Annotated in this window: 15 protein-coding genes, 2 tRNA genes and 1 pseudogene; 3 read left to right on the top strand and 15 right to left on the bottom strand. The window is 43.4% G+C overall.

Translation table 11 applies throughout. The features are described from left to right. Positions 1-221 precede the first annotated feature (221 nt). From G4417_RS15195 to tsaE, 8 genes are all read right to left on the bottom strand, one after another. A tRNA-Ser gene (locus tag G4417_RS15195) sits at positions 222-311 on the bottom strand. A 161-nt stretch (positions 312-472) separates the two neighbouring features. After that, positions 473-558: transfer RNA gene (locus G4417_RS15190), tRNA-Ser, on the bottom strand. Between the two features lie 160 nt (positions 559-718). Next, on the bottom strand, positions 719-1,414 hold the full coding sequence (ispD, locus tag G4417_RS15185; RefSeq protein WP_173684086.1) for a 2-C-methyl-D-erythritol 4-phosphate cytidylyltransferase: 696 nt from the start codon (positions 1,412-1,414) through the stop codon (positions 719-721). Between the two features lies 1 nt (position 1,415). Further along, entirely contained in the window at positions 1,416-2,435 is a 1,020-nt protein-coding gene (gene tsaD / locus G4417_RS15180; RefSeq protein WP_173684085.1) for a tRNA (adenosine(37)-N6)-threonylcarbamoyltransferase complex transferase subunit TsaD, read from the bottom strand. 47 nt (positions 2,436-2,482) lie between these two features. Then, the gene (locus G4417_RS15175) at positions 2,483-3,391 is read right to left on the bottom strand and encodes a ribonuclease Z (RefSeq protein ID WP_173684087.1); all 909 of its coding nucleotides are present in this window, start codon (positions 3,389-3,391) and stop codon (positions 2,483-2,485) included. Between the two features lie 93 nt (positions 3,392-3,484). Further along, positions 3,485-3,922 (bottom strand): ribosomal protein S18-alanine N-acetyltransferase, encoded by a 438-nt coding sequence (gene rimI, locus G4417_RS15170; protein ID WP_173684084.1) that lies wholly within the window; start codon positions 3,920-3,922, stop codon positions 3,485-3,487. Beyond that, complete coding sequence (gene tsaB, locus G4417_RS15165; RefSeq protein ID WP_173684083.1) at positions 3,919-4,647, bottom strand: tRNA (adenosine(37)-N6)-threonylcarbamoyltransferase complex dimerization subunit type 1 TsaB; 729 nt, start codon at positions 4,645-4,647, stop codon at positions 3,919-3,921. The genes rimI and tsaB overlap by 4 nt, the downstream gene beginning before the upstream one ends. Positions 4,648-4,689: 42 nt before the next feature. Continuing rightward, on the bottom strand, positions 4,690-5,124 hold the full coding sequence (gene tsaE, locus G4417_RS15160) for a tRNA (adenosine(37)-N6)-threonylcarbamoyltransferase complex ATPase subunit type 1 TsaE (RefSeq protein WP_173684082.1): 435 nt from the start codon (positions 5,122-5,124) through the stop codon (positions 4,690-4,692). A 93-nt stretch (positions 5,125-5,217) separates the two neighbouring features. Here tsaE and G4417_RS15155 point away from each other — a divergent pair, with 93 nt between their 5' ends. Continuing rightward, positions 5,218-5,736, top strand: a complete 519-nt coding sequence (locus G4417_RS15155) for a peptidylprolyl isomerase (RefSeq protein ID WP_173684081.1) — start codon at positions 5,218-5,220, stop codon at positions 5,734-5,736. A 90-nt stretch (positions 5,737-5,826) separates the two neighbouring features. Here the strand turns inward: G4417_RS15155 and G4417_RS15150 are convergent, their stop codons facing one another. After that, the gene (locus G4417_RS15150; protein WP_173684080.1) at positions 5,827-6,483 is read right to left on the bottom strand and encodes a YigZ family protein; all 657 of its coding nucleotides are present in this window, start codon (positions 6,481-6,483) and stop codon (positions 5,827-5,829) included. Between the two features lie 209 nt (positions 6,484-6,692). Between G4417_RS15150 and G4417_RS15145 the strand changes: the two genes are divergently transcribed. After that, the gene (locus tag G4417_RS15145) at positions 6,693-9,287 is read left to right on the top strand and encodes a transglycosylase domain-containing protein (protein WP_173684079.1); all 2,595 of its coding nucleotides are present in this window, start codon (positions 6,693-6,695) and stop codon (positions 9,285-9,287) included. A 141-nt stretch (positions 9,288-9,428) separates the two neighbouring features. Here the strand turns inward: G4417_RS15145 and G4417_RS15140 are convergent, their stop codons facing one another. The 4 genes from G4417_RS15140 to ftsH all read right to left on the bottom strand — a co-directional run bounded on the left by G4417_RS15140 (position 9,429) and on the right by ftsH (position 15,564). Then, the gene (locus tag G4417_RS15140; protein ID WP_173684078.1) at positions 9,429-10,373 is read right to left on the bottom strand and encodes an ROK family glucokinase; all 945 of its coding nucleotides are present in this window, start codon (positions 10,371-10,373) and stop codon (positions 9,429-9,431) included. A gap of 30 nt (positions 10,374-10,403) precedes the next feature. Next, positions 10,404-11,339 (bottom strand): HPr(Ser) kinase/phosphatase, encoded by a 936-nt coding sequence (gene hprK, locus G4417_RS15135; protein WP_008705888.1) that lies wholly within the window; start codon positions 11,337-11,339, stop codon positions 10,404-10,406. Between the two features lie 266 nt (positions 11,340-11,605). After that, positions 11,606-13,468, bottom strand: coding sequence for an excinuclease ABC subunit UvrC (gene uvrC, locus G4417_RS15130; RefSeq protein ID WP_173684077.1), 1,863 nt, complete (start codon positions 13,466-13,468; stop codon positions 11,606-11,608). A 125-nt stretch (positions 13,469-13,593) separates the two neighbouring features. After that, positions 13,594-15,564, bottom strand: coding sequence for an ATP-dependent zinc metalloprotease FtsH (gene ftsH, locus G4417_RS15125; protein ID WP_173684076.1), 1,971 nt, complete (start codon positions 15,562-15,564; stop codon positions 13,594-13,596). A gap of 320 nt (positions 15,565-15,884) precedes the next feature. Here ftsH and G4417_RS15120 point away from each other — a divergent pair, with 320 nt between their 5' ends. Beyond that, entirely contained in the window at positions 15,885-17,366 is a 1,482-nt protein-coding gene (locus G4417_RS15120; RefSeq protein ID WP_055058536.1) for a DUF1846 domain-containing protein, read from the top strand. A 121-nt stretch (positions 17,367-17,487) separates the two neighbouring features. Here the strand turns inward: G4417_RS15120 and G4417_RS15115 are convergent, their stop codons facing one another. Both G4417_RS15115 and G4417_RS16790 read right to left on the bottom strand, forming a co-directional pair. Then, complete coding sequence (locus G4417_RS15115; RefSeq protein WP_081017154.1) at positions 17,488-18,237, bottom strand: glycerophosphodiester phosphodiesterase; 750 nt, start codon at positions 18,235-18,237, stop codon at positions 17,488-17,490. 592 nt (positions 18,238-18,829) lie between these two features. Then, a pseudogene (locus tag G4417_RS16790) lies at positions 18,830-19,041 on the bottom strand (IS200/IS605 family accessory protein TnpB-related protein); the annotation flags it as partial.

Here is a 19,041-nt window from a genome sequence, read left to right as displayed (position 1 = left end):
AGAATTTTCGAGAATCGTATGTGTTTCACTGTTTAGTTATCAAGGTTGTCTGTCTCGCGACAGCTTTGCTATTTTAACATGTTGTCTTCTGTTTGTCAAGAACTTTTTTAATAAGTTTTTTTCAAACTTCTTCAACATTTGTTCTTTTCAACAGCTTTTCAAGTTTATCATAACTCTTCCGCTTTGTCAAGAACTTTTTACTTTCTTTTCTCAAGAAAGAACGGAGAAGGAGGGATTTGAACCCTCGCGCCGCTATTAACGACCTACTCCCTTTCCAGGGGAGCCCCTTCGGCCAGCTTGGGTACTTCTCCAAATTGCCCTAGATTCGTCGTTTCACAGAAACGACTTTTTTCACACTCTCGTGTCTTTATTTAGTTCTCTTCGTTTTCACTGAAGAACCTTGTGCATTATATCGCACTTTTCATTTGTTTGTCAAGTACTTTTTTCAAAACTTTTTAAGTGACTTGACAAGCGGAGAGAGTGGGATTCGAACCCACGCGCCCTTGCGGACAAACGGTTTTCAAGACCGCCTCGTTATGACCACTTCGATATCTCTCCATATGTTGTTGACTGCGTTCGTTGTGTTCTCACCGCCGACGCAAGTGATATTCTAGCATCAATACCCGCATCTGTCAACAACTTTTTTACATTTTTTTCAATTTTTATTTTTATCTTCCCAGATTTCCCATAAAACCCGCTAAAATACGGCATTTTTCAATCATAAATGTTTCAAAAATGCTTCTGCGATATCGAGATCCTCCGGTGTTGTGATCTTAATATTCTGATAAGATCCCTCTGCCAGAGCAACCTTTATCCCTGTCTCCTGCTCTACCACCATGGCATCATCTGTAATTTTGCTCATATCTTTCTGACGAATGCTGTCATGAGCCTCACGTATCAGTGAATACGAAAAAATCTGCGGGGTCTGAATTGTCCACACACACTTTCTGTTTGGAGTTTCTTTTACATATCCCTCTTCATCAGAAAGTTTGACTGTATCTTTAGAAGGCATACCAATCACACATGCACCTGTTTCCTTCACTTTCTGCAGACCACGTTTAAGAATTTCTTCTGTCACAAAAGGTCTTGCACCGTCATGGATCAATACATATTCACAGTCTCTGCATTCACAAAGACCTGCATAGACAGAATCATAGCGTTCTTTTCCTCCCGGGATTACTGCCGATACCTTTGTAAATCCATATTTTTGCACGATTTCTTCTTTACAGTAGGAGATAGATTCCTCTCCTGTCACAAGAATAATATCCTGAATCAGCGGACTTTCCTGAAAACAGCGCAGGGAATAATACAGAACCGGGTATCCCTGTATCTCCAGGAACTGCTTCTGTACTTTACTGTGCATTCTTTTTCCCTGCCCTGCTGCCAGAACAATGGCCGTATTTCTTTCTGACATCTCAACGCTCTCCCAGTTTAAGATTCGGCACAGCATTCAGATCCCAGCCATGACGTGTACCTTTAATATATTCATAATAAGCAGCTACTCCGATCATTGCTGCATTGTCTGTACAGAAGATCGGTGACGGCCGATAAAAACTGTAATTATTTTTCTTACATGCTTCTTCCATTGCCGCTCTTAACGTTCCATTCGAGGCCACTCCGCCTGCAATTGCAATCTTAGTCATTCCATAATCTTTAGCTGCAAGCATGGTATGTTCTACCAGCACATCTACCACAGCCTTCTGGAAAGATGCAGCCAGATCCGCTCTGTTAACTTCTTCTCCTGTCATCTGCGCATGATTAATGTAATTTAATACTGCTGACTTCACACCACTGAAGCTGAAATCATAAGGACAGTCCCCAATTTTAGCCTTCGGGAATTCTATTGCATTCGGATTTCCTTCTTTTGACAGTTTATCTACCTTGGGTCCGCCCGGGTAACCCAGACCAATTGCTCTGGCAACTTTGTCAAAAGCTTCTCCGGCTGCATCATCACGGGTACGTCCGAGAATTTCAAATTCACCATAATCCTTAACGATCACAAGATGAGTATGTCCTCCGGACACGATCAGACAGAGAAATGGCGGTTCCAGATCCGGATGTTCAATATAATTTGCTGATACATGGCCTTCGATGTGATGAACCCCAACCAGTGGAAGTTTCTTAGCATAGGCAATTGCTTTTGCCTCTGCAACTCCCACCAGAAGCGCACCTACAAGTCCAGGACCATAGGTGACACCAATTGCATCCAGGTCATCCAGAGTTACCCCTGCGTCTGACAGAGCCTGATCAATTACCTGGTTGATTTTTTCAATATGTTTACGGGAAGCAATCTCCGGGACTACTCCGCCGTATAAAGTATGAAGAGCAATCTGTGAAGAAATCACATTTGACAGAATAGTTCTGCCGTTTTTGACAACAGAAGCTGCGGTCTCATCACAGGAACTCTCAATTGCGAGAATTAATGTATCTTTCATTTTCTATTCCTCATAATCATCTGCACTATCTTTACTTTGTTTTCCCGTTATTCTTCAAAATTCAATTCAATACTCTTGCCATCTTTTCCCGGATATGCATTTGGAAAAATTTCACGAACTTTATCCATAAACTCATCCGGTCTGACCAAAGACGGACTGTAATGTGTCAGCCACATCTCCTTTACCCTGGCATCACGGGCCAGAACCGCCGCTTCGCGGAAAGTCATATGCTTGTATCCGCGTGCTTTGTCTGCTTTGTCATCTTCTCCGTACATTCCTTCACAGATAAACAGATCCGATTCCTTCGCATTTCGCAGGATAGATTCTGTCGGTCTGGTATCTGTTGTATAAGTAAGCCTGATTCCTTTTCTTGCAGGTCCAAGTACCATCTCCGGTGTATAGGTAATACCGTCTGCTTCGATGGTCTGCCCTTTCTGAAGCAGATTCCAGTATTTCAGTGGAATATCCTGTTCTTTCGCTCTCTCTGCCGAGAATTTTCCCTGACGAAGAATCTCAAGAGTATAGCCATAGCAAAGTACATTATGGTTCACTTTAAAAGCCGTAATACGATAGCCATTTAATTCAATGACCTGTTCCGGCTGTGTAATCTCAATAAATTTAATTTCAAACGGAAGCTCCGGGGCAATGACACGAAGTGCATTGACCACTCTTTCCAGACCTTTCGGTCCTACCAAAGTCAATGGTTCTGTGCGGTCTGCATTTCCCATAGTAAGAAGAAGTCCCGGAAGTCCGCTGATATGATCACCATGATAATGGGTAAAACAGATCACATCAATAGGTTTAAAGCTCCAGCCCTTCTCTTTAATTGCCACCTGAGTGCCTTCTCCACAGTCAATAAGCAGACTACTCCCATTATATCTTGTCATAAGTGCAGTCAGCCATCTTCGCGGCAGCGGCATCATTCCTCCGGTTCCAACTAAACATACATCTAACATATATTTCCCCTGTCTCTCAACTGCCATCCTGTATTTCCATCCTGACAGTTAATTCTTTCTGGTTTCATTTTTTGGCAGATTATCTGCCTGTATTTACTGTGGATGTCTGGTCATAAGCAATGCATCCTCTACAGGATCACTGTAATAGGCTTTACGGATTCCATCTCCGACAAAGCCCATCCGTTCATAAAGACGAATAGCTGTTTCATTCCCTGTACGGACTTCCAGATGGATGGTAGTAACATCACGTTCAGCAGCAAGCCGAATCAGGCTCTGCATCAGAAAACCACCAATTCCCTCTTTCTGCCTGTCTCTTCGTACCGCTACATTTGTAATGTCCCCCTCATCAAGAACCATAAGAAGACCACAGTAAGCTAATACCCTGCCCTTTTCCTCCACTACCAGAAACATTGCATCATCTCTGGTCAGAAAGGTAAAAAAGCCTTCTTTAGTCCACGGAACATGAAACAGATCCTGTTCAATCTCCATAACCTGATCCAGGTCATCTACAAGCATCTCTCTCAGGATCATACAGTTGTCCCTGCCTGTTTCTGTGCTTTTTCTCTCTCTGCACGTTCTCTCTCAGCCTGGGAGACGCGAAGGTATTCCGGAACATGTTCCACATCTGTTTGTGTTCGCCCCTCTTTATAATAAATGCTTCCAAGGGCAGCCACTGCTGCTGCTCTCTGTTTATTCACATGAGCCGGTGCAAAAGAATATGGAACCTTCAGTTTCTCTGCGATCAGCTCCCGGAATACAGGTACCCCGTCTCCCAGAAACGTAACTGCTTCACCTCTCCGATTCAGTTCTTCCAGCAATTCCTCCACAGGTGCAGCCCATTGATCCTTCAGAGTTTTTAACTGGTGTTCCTCAAATCTGTAAATCCCTGTATATACCTGTTTTCTTCTTGCATCCATGATCGGACATATCAGTCCCTGCGCATCATAAAGATTATAAGCCAGTGCATCCACTGTCGGTACTGCCACCAGCGGTTTCTTTAACGCCAGCCCCAGACCTTTTGCAGTTGCTGAACCGATACGCAATCCTGTAAATGAACCCGGTCCTGCAGCCACTGCAATTGCATCTATGGATTCCAGCTCCAGTTCTGTCATCTTCACAATCTCATCCAGCATGGGAAGCAGTGTCTGAGAATGCGTTTTCTTATAATTTACTGTATATTCAGCCAGTAATGTGTCATCCTCCACAACTGCTACAGATGCCACAATTCCTGAGCTGTCCAATGCCAAAATTTTCATTTCTACCTCCTGACTGTCTTTTTGTCATAACAGTCTTTATGATCAGTTTTCTTTCAGACCGATTACAGTGATTTTCCTGTAATCGAACCCTTTTTCCAGATCTTTCTCTATTCTTATTTTGATCAGATTCTCCGGAAGGATTTCTTCAATAAGATCCGCCCACTCGATCAGACAGATTCCCTGTCCGAAAAAATAGTCATCATATCCGATTTCTTCCATTTCCTCAATATCGCCAATACGGTAAACATCAAAATGGTACAACGGCAGGCGCCCGCTTTCATATTCCTGGATGATCGTAAATGTAGGGCTGCTGATAGGTTCTGTAATCCCAAGTCCGGCTGCAACTCCCTGAGTAAATACTGTTTTCCCTACTCCCAGATCACCTGTCAGAGTATATATCTGACCCGGTCTTGCATTCTCACCGATCTTTTTTCCCACTTCAAATGTTTCCTGTGGTGTTTTTGTTTCTATAATCATGTTTTCCACCTTTTTCTTGCAGAATTGTCCTTTGCATATTATAATAGAGCGAACAGGGAAATACAATACTTTTTGAAAAGGAGACTTAAAACTATGGCAAATCCGGTAGTTACTATTACCATGGAAAATGGCGATGTGATGAAGGCAGAATTATATCCTGAAATTGCACCGAATACAGTAAACAATTTCATCAGTCTTGTAAAGAAAGGTTTCTACGATGGACTGATTTTCCACCGCGTGATCAACGGATTTATGATTCAGGGCGGATGTCCGGACGGAACAGGTATGGGCGGCCCGGGATACAGCATCAGGGGTGAATTTACACAGAACAGATTCAAAAACGATTTGAAACACACAGCAGGAGTTCTTTCCATGGCAAGAGCCATGCATCCAAATTCTGCCGGAAGCCAGTTCTTTATCATGCACAAGGATGCTCCGCATCTTGATGGTGCATATGCTGCATTTGGCAAGATTACAGAAGGAATGGATGTTGTTAACCGTATTGCAGAAGAGGATACTGATTACAGTGACCGTCCTCTCGACGAACAGAAAATCAAATCTATGACAGTAGATACATTCGGGGTTGATTATCCGGAACCCAAGAAATGCTAAATAGTTTAATTAATATGTCTCCGCAGTCTGAAAAGAATGTGGAGACATATTTTTTTCATCTGGCAGACCCACGTGCAGTCTCATATTTTTTCAATCCTCAAAAACTTCCACTTCGCCATCAATCACCGCATAGTAAAGATCCTTATCCTTCTTCATCTTCGCTCTTCCGTTTGTTCCCTCTGTGATTGCTTTCTCTACATACGAAATCTGATCTGAGGGAACCAGCAGATGGAGAACTACTCTGTCCGTATATTCAGAATCCAATACAGGAAGTTTCTGCTCCCCGGCAATATACTGTATTTTGCCAATTCCGGTATAGTCTGTGATCACTTCCATCGAAATCCCATACGTTTTCTCTATTATCGTACTGGCAGCCAGTCCCTCCTGAAGACTCTTTGAGTACGCTCTTACAAGCCCGCCGGTTCCAAGCAGGACTCCGCCGAAGTATCTTGTAACCACTGCTGCCACATTATAAATATCCTCGCCCAAAATCACATCCAGCATCGGTCTGCCCGCTGTACCTGAAGGTTCTCCGTCATCACTGCATCTGGTATATTCCCGATTCTTTCCCACAGAATATACATAACAGTTGTGTCTGGCATCCCAGTATTTTTTCTTCATCTCTTCTATAAAAGCCAATGCTTCCTCTTCTGTTTTCACAGGACGTACGGTAGCAATAAATCTGGATTTCTTCTCCACAATTTCTCCTTCCCCGCCTTTATATACTGTTTTATATTTCTCAAGCATACTCTTTTTTCCTCTCTCAATCCTGTTACCGGGCACGGAGCGAACAGTAACTCTTTTATTGACACAGTGTACCATAAATTACAGAAATGCGCTATTGCAGAGTATACTTATCATATAAAAATCCACAATAAGCACTAAAAAGGTATAAAAGTGCTTTATTTACTTATTCTTATTTGATATAATAGAACGGATTATAAAGGAGGTTTAACATGAACTACGGTAAAAAGTCGACTGCAAAGAAGCGGACAGCACTGATCTCCCGTTCTTCCATGATGGGAAAGCGTGCCAGGGTTTCTTTCATCAGAGTCCTGTTCGTATCACTGATAGCACTCTGCATCGCAGTAACCTGCCTGGGTGTAGGGTCATTCAGGGGCGTGATCGATAATGCTCCTGATGTTGATGATATTGATATTATGCCACTGGGCTATGCAACTTTTCTTTACGATGATGCCGGAAATCAGATCCGCAAACTGGCCGCACCGAATTCTAACCGACTGCCGGTTACTCTCGATCAGATTCCTGCTGATCTGCAGCATGCAGTTGTCGCAATCGAGGATGAACGTTTCTACGAACATAATGGTATTGACGTAAAAGGTATTCTCCGTGCAGGAATGAAGGCACTCACTACCGGAGATTTCTCAGAAGGTGCCAGTACGATCACACAGCAGCTTCTGAAAAACAATGTATTCACCAACTGGACCAGCGAATCTACCCAGTTGGAAAGATTTACACGTAAATTTCAGGAACAGTATCTTGCTGTCCAGGTTGAGAAAAAGACAGATAAAGATACCATCCTTGAGAATTACCTGAATACCATCAACCTGGGTGCCGGTTCCTACGGTGTACAGGCTGCAGCACGCCAGTATTTTGACAAGGATGTATGGAATCTTAACCTTTCCGAGTGCGCAACTCTGGCAGGTATTACACAGAACCCGACCAAGTTCAATCCTATCACCAATCCTGACAGCAACCGCAAGAGACGTAAAGAAGTCCTCCAGCATATGCTGGATCAGAACTATATCTCTCAGGAACAGTATGATGAAGCTCTCGCAGATGATGTTTATTCCCGTATTCAGGCTGCTCAGATAAAGAATTCAAGTACCGAAAATACTGTTTATACTTATTTTGAGGATGAACTGACAGATCAGATCATTAACGACCTGATGAATATCAAGGGATACACTAAAACACAGGCTACCAATCTTCTCTACAGTGGCGGACTTAAAGTATATACAACTCAGGATTCTACAATACAGAACATTCTGGATGAAGAATATGCAGATCCTTCCAATTATCCGGATACTGTCCAATATGAACTTGATTACGCTCTGACAGTTACCGATCCGGATGGAAAACAGGTGAATTACAGCAAGGAAATGCTGCAGCTATATTTCCAGAATGAGAATCCGGATTTCGATCTTCTGTTTGATTCTCCGGAAGAGGGACAGACCTATGTAGACAGATATAAGTCAAACATACTTGCTGACGGAAGCAAAGTTCTCGCCGAGCGTGTTAACTTCGCACCACAGCCACAGTCTTCCATGAGTGTGATCGATCAGCATACAGGTTATGTAAAAGCTCTGATCGGCGGTCGTGGTGAGAAAACGGCCAGTCTTACGCTGAACCGCGCAACGGACACAACCAGACAGCCAGGTTCTACATTTAAGATTGTGTCCACCTATGCACCTGCTTTAAATGAAAAGGGAATGTCTCTTGCAACAACATTTGAAGATGAACCTTATGAATATCCGGATGGTTCCCCTGTAAACAACGCAACCCGTTCTTACAACGGAACAACCACGATCCGTACGGCAATCCAAAATTCCATCAACGTTGTAGCCGTCAAGTGTCTGGAAAAAGTAACTCCTGAACTTGGATTAAAATATCTGGATAATTTCGGTTTTACAACCCTTGCTCATGGAACAGAAGCTGATAAAGACGCAAATGGAAATGTATGGAGCGATGCAAACCTCGCTACTGCACTTGGCGGTATCACCCGCGGTGTCACAAATGTTGAACTGTGTGCATCCTATGCAGCCATTGCAAACGGCGGAAATTACATCAAACCAATTTATTATACAAAAATCCTGGACCACAACGGAAATGTACTGATCGAGAATACATCTGCAGAACGTTCCGTAATCAAAGAAAGTACTGCTTATCTTCTCACAAGTGCGATGGAAGATGTTGTTAAAAAGGGTACAGGTACTGCATGCCAGCTTGATAATATGCCTGTTGCCGGAAAAACAGGTACAACCGAAGCATATAACGACTTATGGTTTGTCGGCTATACTCCATATTACACATGTGCTGTATGGTCCGGTTATGACAATAATGAGAAGTTACCGGATTATGCACGTAACTTCCATAAGGCTTTATGGAAAAAGGTTATGACCAGAATCCATGAGGGACTGCCCTCTAAGGAATTTGAGAAACCTGCAAGTGTAGAAAAGTTAAGTGTATGTGAAGAAACAGGACTTCTTCCAAGAGCCGGCTGCCCGGTGATCACCGAATACTTTGACGTAGGTACCATGCCAACAGAATACTGTGATCAGCATTTCTATGACAGTGATGATTACGACTATAATTATGATGAAGATTCCTCTGATCAGACTGACAGTACTGCAGACACTGACAATACTGAAACCCCTGACAGCGAAACTACCGACAGCAATGATAACAGTGACACTACTGATGACAACAACAATAACGAAGATAATAGTAACTCTGATAATACCGATGGCAGTGATGACAACAGCAGCGGCAGCGAAGATGATTCTTCTTATCAGATTGATTACTATTAATAGCTAAAACTTCCGATACAAAAGCACTTCAAAATGATATTTGTGCAACACAAAAAATCCACAGTTCTGAACCGACAGAACTGTGGATTTTTTATAATTTCAGAATCTCTCCTGTAAATATGGGGCTTATCAAACAGATATTTATGCTTCTTTAATAACCATACGTGCAGATCCGTAAATACCTGCATCATTTCCGAGAGTTGCAAGAATGATCGGTGTTTTCTTGCATGCTGTAAAAGCATATTTCTCATAGTATTTCTGAATACAGTCGATCAATGGCTGTCCGGCTTTGGAAACACCACCGCCGATAACGATGGCTTCCGGATCTGTCACACATGCAAACATGGCAAGTGTTCCGCCAAGCATTTCTCCCACCTGTGCCATAACATCACAGGCTACTTTGTCACCCTCTTTAAATGCATCCAGAACATTCTTTGCTGAAAGTTTTGTAAATTTGCGGAGAACAGTCTGCTCATCTGTAGCAGCCAGAGTTCTCTGTGCCACACGAACGATACCTGTTGCAGATGCATACTGCTCCAGACATCCACAGTTACCACAGTTGCAGGCTTCTTTTTCTTCATGGTTAACTGCTGCATGACCGATCTCTCCGCCTGCACCATGAGCACCGCCAACGATCTTTCCATCAACGATGATTCCACCTCCAACGCCTGTTCCAAGAGTTACAAGAATGACATTCTTAGCTCCTGCTGCTGCACCCTTCCATGCTTCTCCAAGTGCAGCTACATTGGCATCATTTCCTGCTTTGGACGGAAGTCCTGTCAGCTCTGTCAGTTCCTTTGTAACTTCTTTAAATCCCCAGAAAAGATTTACCGCACATGGCACTTCCCCTCTCTCATTAACAGGTCCCGGTACACCGATTCCCACACCGTCGACTTCTTCTTTATCCAGTTTACGCTCTGCGATCTTGTCAAGAATCGTCTTTGCAATATCCGGCAGGATTGCTTCTCCGCTGTTCTCCTTACGTGTAGGGATTTCCCATTTCTCAACTAAAACTCCGTCTGTCTGAAAGAGTCCACATTTCACAGATGTACCGCCAACATCAATTCCAAAACAATACTTTCCCATAATATCTGATATCCTCCAAATTACTTTAAATTATTTTTCTTCACGTTTCTTTGCAAGGTTTGCCTGAACACGTTTGTACAGCTCTTCCGCTGCATTATAGCCCATCTTCTTCTGTCTGTGGTTAACTGCCGCAGACTCAACGATAATGGCCAGGTTACGTCCCGGACGGATAGGCAGAGAATGGCACACGATCTTGTTTCCAAGATACTCTGTATATTCCTCATGCAGACCAAGACGGTCATATTCTTTATCTCTGTCCCACTCTTCCAGTTTAATAACCAGATCTACAGACTGTGTATCCTTAACACTCTCAACACCAAACAGAGTTTTGACATCGATAATACCAATACCACGAAGTTCAATGAAATGTCTTGTGATATCCGGTGCCGAACCCACCAGCGTCACATCACTGACTTTACGAAGTTCTACAACATCATCACTGACAAGACGATGTCCTCGTTTGATCAGTTCCAGCGCAGCCTCACTCTTGCCAATTCCGCTCTCACCTGTGATCAGGACACCTTCACCATATACATCCACAAGCACACCATGGATGGAAATACATGGTGCCAGCTGTACACCCAGCCAGCGGATAATCTCAGCCATAAAACTGGAAGTTGTACGCTCTGTCACGAAAGTCGGAACATTATATTTAACTGCCAGATCAATCATATCCTGTGATGGTCTTGTCATTGTACTGAAAATTACACAGGGAATCTTGCTGGAAATAAATCTTTCATATTTAAATTTCCGTTCCTCATCACTGAGCTGCATCAGATAAGTATACTCTACATATCCGATGATCTGTACCCGTTCATTTGCAAAATGCTCCAGATATCCTGTCAGCTGCAATGCCGGTCTGTTGATCTCCGCTGTCTTGATCACAATCTCAGACAGATCAATCTCCGGAGTCAGGTTGTGAAGTCCCAGTTCCTGAACTAATTTTGTCAACTGTACACCCTTCATTTATTTCTCCTTTTCAGTTCAAAATCTGAAAGCCCGGTCTGTCCGCTATCTCAAAACCTGCTCATACAGACATAACTCATTTATAGCTGTCGTCCGAAACTTTCATAGTAAATTTCACGTCTTTTTTATTATATCACATCACTATATGCAACTTCAATTACAAAAAGCGAGAGTCTTTGGGTAATATGTAGAAGAACCCCCGAATATTTTTACATATTTTATATTTTTTTCTCACCAGTGTGCCGACAAGTTGATTCTTGAAACAATCAACTTGTCGGTACACTAGCTCCATGAAAAAATTCATAAACTTTCTGTGCACTTCCTGCATTCATGCTTTCTGTCTCTGTAAGTTCTTCCAGTGATGCATCTCTGATATTCTCAACAGACTTAAATTTCCGCATCAATGCTTTCCGCCTGATTTCACCGATACCAGGGATATCATCCAACAGGGAATGCACCTGTTCTTTACTTCTCAGAGATCGGTGAAATTCAATGGCAAAACGGTGCGCCTCATCCTGGATTCTGGTGATCAGGCGGAAGCCTTCACTGTCTGTATCAATGGGAATTTCAAGATTATTGTAATACAGTCCTCTGGTTCTGTGATGGTCATCCTTGACCATACCACAGACCGGAATATCTATTCCCAGATTATCCAGAACTTTTAGCGCAATATTCACTTGTCCTCTTCCTCCATCCATCAGGATCAGATCCGGCATAATGGAAAAGCTGTCAAACTCATCTTTTCCCTCATGAGTAAATCGTCTGGTAAGTACTTCTTCCATACTTGCATAGTCGTTCGGTCCCTGCACCCACTTTATCTTAAATTTGCGGTAATCACTGCGCTTTGGCTTTCCTTTCTCATAGACAACCATGGAACCTACAGATTCAAAACCACTGATATTGGAAATATCATAAGCCTCCATACGCCTGATTCCCGACAGTCCAAGCCACTCTTCCACTTCATGAACCGCTCCGATGGTTCTTCCTTCTTCACGTTTGATACGCTCTCTGTCTTTATCCAGAACCATCTTTGCATTCTCTTCTGCCAGCTCTACCAACTTCTCTTTCGTACCTTTCTTCGGTACCCTGATATAGACTCGCTGCTTTCTTCGATCTGTAAGCCATTCCTCTATGATCTTGGCATCTTCGATTTCTTTTTGCAGCATGATCTCACGTGGGATAAACGGAGTTCCTGCATAAAATTGCTTCATAAAGCTGGATAATACCTGAGCCTTTGTATCGCCACGTGCCACACGCAGATAGAAATGCTCCCGCCCGATCAGTTTGCCTCCCCGGACAAAGAATACCTGTACAACAGCATCCTGCTCTCGCAGATCAAGGCTTTCATCCATGGCAACTGCGATGATATCCTTATCTTCCTCTCCGTAACCTGTAATTTTCTGACGTTCTCCGATCTTCTGGATACTGCGGATCAGATCCCGGTATTCCATGGCATCCTCGAAACGCATTTCTTCGGAAGCTGCCATCATTTTGTCGGTAAGCATATCAATCGTATCCTTAAAGTCTCCATTGAGAAATTTCAGCAGTTCTGCGATATTTTTCTTATATTCTTCTGAACTCACATAGCCCTGGCATGGCGCGCTGCACTGTTTCATGTGATAGTACAGACATGGACGGTCCTTTCCACAATCTCTTGGCAGTACACGATTACAGGAGCGCACCTTATAAAGTTTTCGCACAAGCTCGATCACATCTTTTACAGCCCCGGCACTTGTATATGGTCCGAAATATTTTGCCTTGTCTTTCTTCATTCTTCTGGCAAAAAGAACTCTGGGATATTCCTCATTTACTGTGACTTTGATAAACGGATAACTCTTATCATCTTTGAGCATGGTATTATATTTCGGTCTGTGCTCCTTGATCAGATTGCACTCCAGCACAAGGGCTTCCAGTTCCGAATCTGTGATAATATACTCAAATCTGGTGATATGGGTAACCATCTGTTCAATCTTTGCACCCTTATTTCTGCTGCTCTGGAAATATTGACGCACCCTGTTTTTCAGACTGACGGCTTTTCCAACATAGATGATCTCGTCCTTCTCCCCATGCATAATATAAACCCCAGGCTTACCCGGAAGTTTTTTCAGTTCTTCTTCTATCTGAAACATAAACTCTCCTCTATACAAAAAATCCTGCCCTGAATGCTTTTCGTATCCATGAGATATTACAGCGTAATTTCCCGTGGTATGAAAACAGAGCCGGAAATTATTTCATTTCCGACTCTGTTATTGTATCACTGAATCTCTGGCTTATCCAGCGTTACTGTATTCTGTTTTTCCTCCGGAATTACCAGATCATCCAGATTTTCCGGAATCTCGATTCCACGCTCTACCGCATGGAAAATCTTCATAAATTCCTTACCTGTAATGGTTTCCCTGCGGATCAGATAAGCAGCAATCTTATCAAGTGCTTCTCTGTGACTGCCGATCAGTCTCTTTGCTTCTTCATAGGAATTATGCAGAAGTATCATCACCTCATGGTCAACCTCTGTGGCAGTGTCATCGCCGCAGTTTAACACTGCTCTTCCGCTGAGATACTGACTCTCCTGTGTAGCCAGACCCATAAGTCCGAATTTATCAGACATACCGTATTGTGTGATCATGGCTCTTGCCACTTTGGTAGCCTGCTCAATATCATTGGCCGCCCCGGTTGTGACAGTGTCAAATACCAGTTCCTCTGCTGCGCGTCCGCCAAGATATCCCACAAGCATTGCTTCCAGTTCCTTCTTTGTATTGAGATATTTCTCCTCCTCAGGCACCTGCATTACATAACCAAGTGCCCCCATAGTTCTCGGCACAATAGTAATCTTCTGTACAGGCTCTGCATCTTTCTGCAGGGCGCTTACCAGTGCATGTCCTACCTCATGATAGGATACGATTCTGCGCTCCTGTGCACTGAGGATCCTGTCTTTCTTCTCTTTACCTACCAGAACTACTTCAACAGCTTCGAGAAGATCCTTCTGGGATACTGCGCTGCGTCCACTCTTAACAGCAAGGATAGCAGCCTCGTTGATCATATTAGCCAGATCCGAACCCACTGCCCCGGAAGTTGCAAGTGCAATGTTCTCAAAATCAACAGTCTCATCCAGATGTACATTTCTTGCATGAACCTTCAGAATCTCGATTCTTCCCTTCAGATCCGGTCTGTCCACAATGACACGTCTGTCAAAACGTCCCGGACGAAGAAGTGCCGGATCAAGAACCTCCGGACGGTTGGTGGCAGCCAGGATCAGAAGTCCCTTTGAAGTGTCAAATCCGTCCATTTCCGCAAGAAGCTGGTTCAGGGTCTGCTCACGCTCATCATTGCCGCCGCCATAATGAGAATCACGGCTCTTTCCGATTGCATCAATCTCATCAATAAAAATGATACATGGTGCATTCTTCTTTGCTTCCTCAAAGAGATCGCGGACACGTGATGCACCCACACCTACAAACATCTCCACAAACTCAGAACCTGACAGGGAGAAAAACGGCACATGTGCCTCTCCTGCTACTGCCTTTGCCAGAAGTGTTTTACCGGTTCCCGGAGGTCCTACAAGCAAAGCTCCTTTCGGCAGCTTCGCTCCGATGGTGGTATATTTGCCGGGATTATGCAGGAAATCCACCACCTCCTGCAATGATTCCTTAGCCTCATCCTGCCCTGCCACATCCTTAAAGGTAATCCCCGTATCCTTCTGAATGTAGGCTTTCGCGCGGCTCTTACCGACTCCCATCATTCCGCCGCCCTTATTCATGCGGCGCATAAATACCATCAACAGTACAAAAAGCACAATCGTCGGCAGGAGCACACTTACAAGCATGGAGATAATCTCTCCCGCTGCATCCGGCTTCTTATACTCAAACTTGATTCCTGTTCCTTCAAGTCTCTCTGTCAGCTTATCTACTGACTCCATCTGATTGGCATAATAAACTTCTTCTGAAAATCCTGATGACTGATGTTTCGGCGTGATCGTCAGTGTATTTGACTGAAGCGTAACCTCTTTCACCTCTCCATCATCTACCATCTCAATAAATTTATCATAAGTGATCTCACTCGAATTGTCCTTGAGCATATTGGTAAACATGGCGAAACATACCAGAGTTACCAGGAGGCATACCAGAAAGGCCAGTATCGACTGATGATTCTTGTTCGGGTCCTGTCTGCCCGGACCTTTATTATTATCAGGACGATTGCCATTCGGATTGTTATCCATATGATTATCCATTTCATTCCTCCTAAACGTTATCGTTCTTATTATAAAGAGAATTCGGGTATAAATCAACTGCGAGATTGTGAAAATTGTGTCCGGTTGTGCATATCTTTCTATAAACCCTATAAAATTTATACGAAGTTTTACAAATTCACCTGTTACAAATGGCTTTATTTGTAGTATACTATTGACAAACTGATTACTGCTCACTTCGTTCCCGGTAATGCACTCCGCAATACACAGAATTTATGCTGACCGCATAAATTTGCGCTGTATGTCCCGGGATATTCTAAATGAGCAGTACTAAAAATGTGATGAGGAAAGGAAATGAACAAATGAAGATAGGATTTGACAACGACAAGTATCTGAAAATGCAGTCCGAACATATTCGGGAACGTATTAACCAGTTTGGAAACAAACTTTATCTGGAATTTGGCGGCAAGCTTTTTGATGACTACCATGCTTCCAGAGTTCTTCCGGGATTTGAGCCGGACAGCAAACTGCGTATGCTGATGCAGCTTTCTGATCAGGCAGAGATCGTTATTGTAATCAGCGCCGCTGATATTGATAAAAATAAAGTCAGAGGTGACCTTGGTATCACTTATGATGAAGATGTACTCCGCCTTATGGAAGTATTTACCGAGCGCGGACTCTATGTCGGAAGTGTCTGCATCACCCAGTATTCCGGACAGGAAAGCGCAGATGCGTTTAAGAAACGTCTGGAGAAGCTTGGAATCAAAGTATACGTGCTTTATCTGATCCCGGGTTATCCGAATAATACTTCCTTTATTGTAAGTGATGAGGGATATGGCAAGAACGATTATATCGAAACAACAAGACCACTGGTTGTCATCACTGCTCCAGGACCCGGAAGCGGAAAAATGGCCACCTGCCTTTCTCAGCTTTACCATGAATACAAGCGCGGTGTCAAGGCAGGATATGCCAAATTTGAAACTTTCCCAATCTGGAATATCCCGCTGAAGCATCCGGTAAATCTGGCATATGAAGCAGCTACTGCTGACTTAAATGATGTGAACATGATCGACCCGTTCCATCTGGAAGCATATGGTGAGACTACTATTAACTACAACCGTGACGTTGAAGTTTTCCCTGTTCTTCAGGCTATGTTTGAAAAGATCATGGGCGAGTGCCCTTACAAATCTCCCACAGATATGGGCGTTAATATGGCCGGTAACTGCATCGTTGATGATGAAGTCTGCAAGGAAGCTGCACGTCAGGAGATCATCCGCAGATATTATAAGAGCATGGAAGCTCTGGTTCGCGGAACAGGCCGCGAAGAAGAAGTTTATAAGATTGAGCTTCTGCTGAAACAGGCTCATGTGACCATCGAAGAACGCAAGGTGGTTCCTGCAGCGCTGAAACGTGAAGAAGAAACAGGTGCACCTGCTGCTGCCATGGAACTTCCTGACGGACGTATTGTTACAGGTAAGACCTCTGAACTTCTTGGTGCATCTTCAGCACTGCTTCTGAATGCACTGAAAGAACTGGCAGGAATTGAGCATGACAAACATGTTATCTCTCCGGAAGCATTAAAACCAATTCAGGCGCTCAAGACAGAATACCTTGGAAGCAAAAATCCAAGACTTCACTCTGATGAAACTCTGATCGCGCTTTCCATCAGTGCCGCAGATAATGAAGATGCGAAGCTAGCCCTGCAGCAGATTCCGAAATTAAAAGGCTGCCAGGTTCATACTTCCGTACTTCTGTCTCAGGTGGATATCCTGGAATTCCGTAAGCTGGGTGTTGAACTTACCTGTGAGCCGAAATCTGAGCATGCTAAGAAACTGCAGAAATAATTTCTGAAATGGTTTTCAAATAGTAGCAGAAAACTCTGAAAATCCACAATATCTATATAATGATACAAGAAAGAATCCTGCCTGAACATATGACAGTTTCATATGAACAGGCAGGAATTTTTTATTTCTCTATAATCTCAATCGCTCTGTCCGGATAATTGGTAATGACTGCTTCTGCACCTGCGTCTTTTACCAGCTGGATGTGTTCTGGTTTGTTGGCAGTCCATACGTGCATTTTCAGTCCGGCACGTTTGACTTCTTCTATGAACTGTGGGTATTTCAGGTGATAAACTGCAGGGTGTACGGCGTTGATTCCGAGATTTTTGGCGTACATGGCTGGATTTACCCATCCGTCACTGAAAAGGATTCCGGTCTGTACATGGTCATTCAGCTGTTTTAACTGTAACAGGCTGTAATGGTTAAAGGAGGAATAGATCAGCTGGTCTTCCATGTTCATTTCTTTTACCAGTTTCAGGATTTTCCCTTCCATTCCCGGATAGAAGCAGATGCTGTTCTTTAGTTCGATGTTTACCATCATATCTGTGGTGCGCATGAGCTCCAGTACTTCTGCCAGAGTTGGAATGTGATAAATTCCTGATGGTTCTGCGGGTGTACTGACTTTTAATTCTTTCAATTGAGCCAGTGTCATATCTTTGATCAGTCCGGTTCCGTCTGTGACGCGGTCTACGTTTTCGTCGTGCATAACGATGAGTTCGCCGTCTGCGGAAGTATGTACATCCATTTCGATTCCGTCTGCGCCCTGTCTGATGGCAAGTTCAAATGCTTCCAGAGTGTTCTCCGGTCTGTATCCGCTGGCACCCCTGTGTGCCCATACTTTTGTTGTTCTCTTTGTTGTTTCTGTCATTTCCATATGCCTCTCTTGTATAAAATTCATTTACGGTGCTTTCCAATAACATATTTTTCGTCTTGTTTTTTTACAAAACGTCTGAATATGTCAAGTGAATAAAATTATCCGCTTTGCTACTTGCTCAGAACTAAATATCTGTTTCGCAGTTTATAGCATTAAGAAAATTACCGTAAATCTTCATAAACAGGGAACTGCATACGCAGTCCCCTGTCATCCATTTAAGTATAAATATTTTTCCTGTGAATGATTATAACACCTTTCGGTATACTGTTATCAATATTTTTATTCATTCACTGTGATGTTCAGACCAGCTTTTCACAGTTCGCTGCAATAGGTTTCGGTAGCCGCTACCAGGATTTTTTCGTTTCCGTAATATTTCTTCATGAAATCTCTGGCATAAGTTCCTGCAGTGATAAATTCCTCTTCCGTAGTGTGAACCTCACATGACTAAAGTCACGTGCTTCCAGACGCTTTAAGCGTCAGACTGAATATCGGCGGATACGCCTGTAGCTTAGGTACGCAGTTATGCGCATTTCCCATGCCAGATACGGCTGGTTCCCACATTATAGGTAGTCCGCTGTATATCTGCCTGTATCTATGCTGCTTTTAAGAGTTCCATTTCTGAATGGAGTTTCCTCAGATCTGCATAGACGCATGAGGTTCTACGCTTTACAGGAGGGACTTTTGCCTCCAGTAAAGACCTTTCCGTTGCCGGAAGGGGTTTTAAAAGTTCCCTTATAAAATATCTCGCTCCTATATTATAGGATGCTGACAGGTCACAATTATATCGTTTTCCTGTCTGGAAAG

It is taken from the genome of Blautia wexlerae (assembly GCF_013300825.1).
In the GTDB taxonomy this organism is placed as follows: domain Bacteria; phylum Bacillota; class Clostridia; order Lachnospirales; family Lachnospiraceae; genus Blautia_A; species Blautia_A wexlerae_B.
Note: the sequence above shows the minus strand (reverse complement) of the source record. Positions and strands in the feature narration are given on the sequence as shown.

Bases quoted from the DNA above. Each gene is read 5' to 3' on its own strand.
- ispD (WP_173684086.1), bottom strand. From the start codon at position 1,414: ATGTCAGAAAGAAATACGGCCATTGTTCTGGCAGCAGGGCAGGGAAAA.
- tsaD (WP_173684085.1), bottom strand. From the start codon at position 2,435: ATGAAAGATACATTAATTCTCGCAATTGAGAGTTCCTGTGATGAGACC.
- G4417_RS15175 (WP_173684087.1), bottom strand. From the start codon at position 3,391: ATGTTAGATGTATGTTTAGTTGGAACCGGAGGAATGATGCCGCTGCCG.
- rimI (WP_173684084.1), bottom strand. From the start codon at position 3,922: ATGATCCTGAGAGAGATGCTTGTAGATGACCTGGATCAGGTTATGGAG.
- tsaB (WP_173684083.1), bottom strand. From the start codon at position 4,647: ATGAAAATTTTGGCATTGGACAGCTCAGGAATTGTGGCATCTGTAGCA.
- tsaE (WP_173684082.1), bottom strand. From the start codon at position 5,124: ATGATTATAGAAACAAAAACACCACAGGAAACATTTGAAGTGGGAAAA.
- G4417_RS15155 (WP_173684081.1), top strand. From the start codon at position 5,218: ATGGCAAATCCGGTAGTTACTATTACCATGGAAAATGGCGATGTGATG.
- G4417_RS15150 (WP_173684080.1), bottom strand. From the start codon at position 6,483: ATGCTTGAGAAATATAAAACAGTATATAAAGGCGGGGAAGGAGAAATT.
- G4417_RS15145 (WP_173684079.1), top strand. From the start codon at position 6,693: ATGAACTACGGTAAAAAGTCGACTGCAAAGAAGCGGACAGCACTGATC.
- G4417_RS15140 (WP_173684078.1), bottom strand. From the start codon at position 10,373: ATGGGAAAGTATTGTTTTGGAATTGATGTTGGCGGTACATCTGTGAAA.
- hprK (WP_008705888.1), bottom strand. From the start codon at position 11,339: ATGAAGGGTGTACAGTTGACAAAATTAGTTCAGGAACTGGGACTTCAC.
- uvrC (WP_173684077.1), bottom strand. From the start codon at position 13,468: ATGTTTCAGATAGAAGAAGAACTGAAAAAACTTCCGGGTAAGCCTGGG.
- ftsH (WP_173684076.1), bottom strand. From the start codon at position 15,564: ATGGATAATCATATGGATAACAATCCGAATGGCAATCGTCCTGATAAT.
- G4417_RS15120 (WP_055058536.1), top strand. From the start codon at position 15,885: ATGAAGATAGGATTTGACAACGACAAGTATCTGAAAATGCAGTCCGAA.
- G4417_RS15115 (WP_081017154.1), bottom strand. From the start codon at position 18,237: ATGGAAATGACAGAAACAACAAAGAGAACAACAAAAGTATGGGCACAC.